Below are 5497 nucleotides of genomic sequence, written 5' to 3'. Positions count from 1 at the left end.
GCGGCGGGGGGCGCCCGTTGCCCCCTGCCCCCCGACCCCCCCCCCCGGGGGCTCCGGGCCCTCGCGGCCCTCGCCGAGCGCGACTCCGACCGCCGGGTCAGGGCCCGGGCCGCGGAGGCCGCCGCCCGTCAGGCGGTGTGGACCGACCAGGCCGAGCTGCTGCGCCGGCTGGCCCGCAGCCGTCATGCCGAGGTGCGCGTCACCGCCCTCACGGGGCTGATGCGCACCGGCTCCCCGCAGAGCGTGGTGGCGTACCTCGACGACCCGTCCGCGCAGGTCCGGGCCTTGGCACGGGAGGCGGCGCGCCGCACCGGCACGGACCCGCTGACGCACTACCAGGCGGCCGTCCGGGCCGACGACCCGCAGGTCGGGGCGGTCGCGGGGCTCGCCGAGACCGGTGGCCGGGCCGACGTCCCCCTGCTCGACGCGCTCCTGGACAACCCGGCGCCCCAGGTCCGCGTCCACGCCCTGCGGGCCCTGCGGAGCCTCGACGTGGTGCCCGTGCCCCGGGGCACGGCGCTGCTGCAAGACGACTCCGCCGCGGTGGTCAAGGAGGCCGCCGCAGCTCTCGTCCCCAGCGCCACCCGGCTGCCCGCCGACCTGCTGTGGGACATGCTCACCGACCCGCAGCGGCCGGCCGTGCGGCGCGCGGGCTACCGGCTGTTGAGCCGGCGCGACCGCCTCACCGCACTGCGCGCCGCCGTCCTCGCGAGCGGTGATACCCACCCCCGGCTCGCCGCCCAGGGTAGGACCGACGCCACCACACGGATCCGCGAACTCACCCCGCACCCCTGGCTCACCCGCCCGGTCCCGACCCTCGACGCCGACCCCGCACAGGCCGCCGAACTGCTCACCCTGGCGGAGGAACGCCGCACCGTCCTCACTGAGGACGTGATCCAGTTGCTGCGCGACGCGCTTCGTCCGGTGCCCGGCAGCCGGTAGCCAGGTCGCAGGCAGGCGCACCTCGCGCGGCCCGCTCGTGTTCGGCGTGTGGTTTTCACCGGGTTCGGCGCAGGCGTTCACTCCTGGCCGTCGGCCACCATCAAGGTCTCTGCTGGAGACCTTGATGGCCGCTCTGGGCCGCCATCAAGGTGACGCTGTGTGCCTGTACAGCTGTCGCGCTGTCGCGCCTGGGGCCGGGTTGGGGCTGTCGAGCGGGCGGGGTGCGGCGCCGGGGGGGGGCGGATACCGGGGGCGGGGGGGGGGGGGGCGCCGGACGCGACAGCGCGACGGCCACCCCGGCCGGGCACTCAGCGTGACTGGGCGCGCTCCCGGGCGGCAAGCCACGCCTCCAGCGCCTCGACGGTGGCGGGACGGTGGTCTTCTTTCGATGGAGCCATTGGAGTTGAATGTCGGTCAGTTCTGCAAGGAGCACCACCGAGGGATAGGGGGTAGCCGGGAATGCTGTCGGAGACGTTGAGCGCACTGGCCGCGGCCGGGGGCACCGGGATCGTCCAGGCCGCCGGAACGGACGTGTGGACGGCCACCCGGGAACGGATCGCCCGCCTGCTAGGCCGCGGGCGGACCGAGGACGAACGCCTCGCCCAGGCACGCCTCGACCGGACCAGGCAGGAACTGGAAGCCGCAGCCCCGCAGGAACGGGCAGCCCTTGCACAGCGACAGGAACACACCTGGCAGACCCGGCTGGCCGACTTCCTGGAAGGACTGGAACCAGCCGAACAGGCCCAGGCCGCCGAACAACTGCGCGCCCTGCTGCTCCCCGCCCCCGCCGACCCCGCTGCCCAGGTCCACGCCGACAACAGTGGAGTCACCGCCGGCCGGGACATCGACAACCAGGGCGGTGCGATCGGCCGGGACTTCAGCGGCTCGGTCACGATCGGCGCACCCGACCGCCCTACCCCGCCGGGAACGGACCCGCGCTGACCGTCCCCGGAGCCGAGCACGGCCCCGCCGGTCCGCGGACCGGCGTGCGCAGCCAGCACGACCTCGTGAACTCCGGCGGCGTGGTGGCCGGGAGCGTCCGCGGCGACATCCACGTCCACAGTCCCACCACCCCACCGGCCCTCACCTGGCCGATGCAGATCGGCACCGTCCCCACGGTCGCGGACTGCTACCACCACCGCCCCTGCGTCGACCGCGCCCTGCGCACGGGCACCGCCACGGTACTGAGCGGACCGCAAGGCACCGGCAAGACCCAGGCCGCCGCCCACCGCGCCCAGTCCGCCCTGCGGGAAGGCAGCGTGGACCTGCTCCTGTGGACCGACGCATCGAGCCGGACCGCCGTACGGGACAGTTACGCCCGGGCGGCCGCTCACCTCGGGCTGGCCCAAGGATCCGACGCCGCAACAGCCTTCCTCGCGTGGCTGCACACCACGAACCGCCGGTGGCTGCTGATCCTCGACGCGTTGGCCGACCGCAGAGACATCCATGACCTGTGGCCGGACCCGGCCCCCAGGAGCGAACTCGTGGTGACCACCCGCAGCACGGACCGGCAACTGCGCACCCGACGGCGCGCGACGCTCCCCGTGCGCCACTTCACCACGTGGGAGTCCGTCGGCTACCTGGCCGACCGCCTCGCCGTCCACGACCTCGGCGCCCCGGAGTCCGAACTGACCGCCGCCGCCGACGCGGCAGGCGGCCGACCGGGCAAGCTGTGCGCCGCCGCCGACCAGCTGATCGAGGCCGGCTCCGGCCCGCCACCACACCCGTACGGCCTGCACCGCGGATCCGTACAGCTGCGCCGGCACGTGCCCTGCCCGCTGTGCGCCCCACCGGCCCCGGCCACCGGCATCGCCCTACGTCACGCCCCGGAGGACGAGGTCTGGGCCCGGTGGATCGAGGCCGTCCTGACCGCGGCAGGACTCGGCCCACTGTGCGAGGAAGCCGACGCGGACCGCACGATCGTGCTGCTGTCCACCGCCTACCTACGCTCGCCGCGCTGTGCCGACCCCGTCGAGCATGCCCTGGTGACGGCACGTATCGACGCCGCGTCGCCGCCGGCCTCCCACCCCTCGGGCCCGACCGTCGAGCTGACCGGCCACCGCCCCGAACAAGCCGCCGCCGCCCTGTTCGCCGCACTCGGCGGCGCACCGCGACCACCCGACCTCACCGGCCTGCGTTACCCCGGTACAGGCCCGGCCCACTTCAAGGCCCCGCCCCGCCACCTGTCGTTCACCGGCCGCAGCACAGTCCTGGAACACCTACACCGGCAGCTCGGCGGCGCAATGGCGGCCGTCCTGCCCAGCTCCCAGACCCTCTACGGCCTCGGCGGGATCGGCAAGACACAGATCGCGTTGGAGTACGCGCACCGGTTCGCAGCCGAGTACGACCTGGTCTGGTGGATCGACGCCGAACAGCCCGAGCTGATCGGCCCCACGCTCGCCGACCTGGCACGCGAACTCGGCCTGCCGGTCGGCGACTCGGTCGCCGAGGCCGCCAACTCCGCCCTGACCGCCCTGCGGCGGGGCACCCCGGCCGCCCGCTGGCTGCTGATCTTCGACAACGCCGACGACCCCGCCGAGATCCTCCCGTTCCTACCGGGAGGCTCGGGCCACATCCTGGTCACCTCCCGCAACCCGGAGTGGAACCGGGTGGCCGAGGCCCTCGCCGTGGACGTCTTCACCCGCCGCGAGAGCATCGAGCACCTGCGCCGCCGCGTCGCAGGCCTGACCGAACCGAACGCCGACGCGGTGGCCCACGAACTCGGCGACCTCCCCCTGGCGATCGAGGTGGCCGCCGCCTGGCTGGACGCCACCGGCATGCCCGTCGACTCCTACCTGGCCCAACTACGCAGAGCGGCCGCCCAGGTACTCTCAATGGGCCAACCAGTGGACTACCCCGCCACGGTGGCAGCCGCCTGGAACGTCTCGATCACCCGGCTGCGCGCCGAGGCCCCCGCGGCCGCCCGCCTGCTGCAGCTGTGCGCGTTCTTCGCCCCCGAGCCCATCTCCACCCGGCTCGTCTACGACAACGAGCAGATACTCCACGCGCTCTACGGAGAGCGGGCCGACGGACCAGCCACCCAGATCAACCTCGGCGCAGCTATCAAGAAGATCGGACGCTACTCCCTCGCCCGGGTCGACAGCACCGGCATCCAACTGCACCGGCTCGTCCAGGCGGTCATCCGCAGCACAATGACCGCAGAGGAGCAGCGCAGGGCCGCCCACGACGTCCACCTCATCCTGGCCGCCGCACGCCCCGCCGACCACGACATCGACAATCCGGCCAGCTGGCCCGCGCTGGAGGAGATCTGGCCGCACCTGACCGCCTGCGCCACCCACCAATGCGACGCCCCACAGCCCCGGCAACTGCTCATCGACCGCGTCCGCTACCTGTGGAAGCGCGCTGAACTGCACAGCGCCGACCGCCTGAGCGAAACCCTCATCCCGGTATGGACCGACAAACTCGGCCCGGACGACCCACAGAACCTGCGGCTGCGCTTCCACCACGCCAACATCCGTCGCTCACTGGGACGTTACACCGAAGCGCTGACGCTGGACGAAGACGTCCTGGAACGACAGCGGACCACCCTCGGCGAACACCACCCGGACGCCCTGATGACCGCCGGGTCACTGGCCGCCGACCTACGGGGCCTGGGCCGCTTCCAACCCGCGCTCGCGCTCGACCTCGACACCTACGCCCGCCTCACCACACTCTTCGGCGCCGACAACCCGCGCACCCTGGCCATGGCCAACAACCTGGCGATCGACTACCGGCTGGTCGGGGACAGCCAGGCCGCCCGCGACCTGGACCAGGAGACCCTGCAACGACGAGAGGCCGTGCTGGGCCTGCGACACCCGGCCACCCTCTCGACGAAGTACTGCCTCGCCCGCGACCTGCGCGACCTCGGCTACTTTCCGGCCTCGATCGCCCTGCTGAGCGAGGTCGCCGGCGGCTTCGCCGCAGTCCTCGACCCCGACCTGCCGGAGCGGCTGCGCAACGACACCTCGCTGGCCGTCTCGCTGCGCCGGGCAGGCCGGCTAGAGGAGGCCCGTACGAAGAACGCCACCGCCTACGAGCGCTACCGGGAACGCTATGGCGGGGACACACCGGACGCTCTGATCTGCGCGGCCAACCTGGCCGCGGACCACAGCGCCGCCAGCGACCACGGCCTCGCCCGAGACCTGACCGTCCAGATCCACGCCACGTACGAGCGACTGCTCGGCGCAGACCACCCGTTCACCCTCGCCTGCGCCGCCAACCTCGCCCTCTACCTGAGGACCAGCGGTGACGCCGAGGCTGCCGTCGTGCGGGGCGAGGCGGCGGCGGAGGCGCTGGGCCGATGCGTGGGCCCGACGCATCCGTTCACCCTCAAGGCGGTGATCAACCTCGCCAACGCCTACACCGACACCGGCCGTTATGGCACGGCGCTGCCCCTCCTGCAACAGGCCCTGGCCGACCTGGGTGCCCGCTACGGCACGCAGCACCCGGACGCACTGGCCTGTGCCGCCAACCTCGCCCGCACCCTACGCGTCCTCGGCCGACCGGTCGAGGCCGCCGAACACCACGCCCACGCCCACGACGGCCTCACCCGCCG

3 protein-coding genes are annotated in these 5497 nt (G+C 73.5%); all 3 read left to right on the top strand.

The features are described from left to right. Window positions 1-942 (top strand): HEAT repeat domain-containing protein (locus ACFV61_RS33260; protein WP_380495769.1); only part of this gene is annotated, 942 nt, incomplete at its 5' end. Between the two features lie 459 nt (window positions 943-1401). Continuing rightward, window positions 1402-1884: a hypothetical protein gene (locus tag ACFV61_RS33255; RefSeq protein ID WP_380495767.1), complete on the top strand. Its 483-nt coding sequence runs from the start codon at window positions 1402-1404 to the stop codon at window positions 1882-1884. Between the two features lie 44 nt (window positions 1885-1928). After that, window positions 1929-5497: FxSxx-COOH system tetratricopeptide repeat protein (fxsT, locus tag ACFV61_RS33250; RefSeq protein ID WP_380495765.1), on the top strand; the 3569-nt coding region annotated here is incomplete at its 3' end.

The organism is Kitasatospora sp. NPDC059817, assembly GCF_042731835.1.
In the GTDB taxonomy this organism is placed as follows: domain Bacteria; phylum Actinomycetota; class Actinomycetes; order Streptomycetales; family Streptomycetaceae; genus Kitasatospora.
Note: the sequence above shows the minus strand (reverse complement) of the source record. Positions and strands in the feature narration are given on the sequence as shown.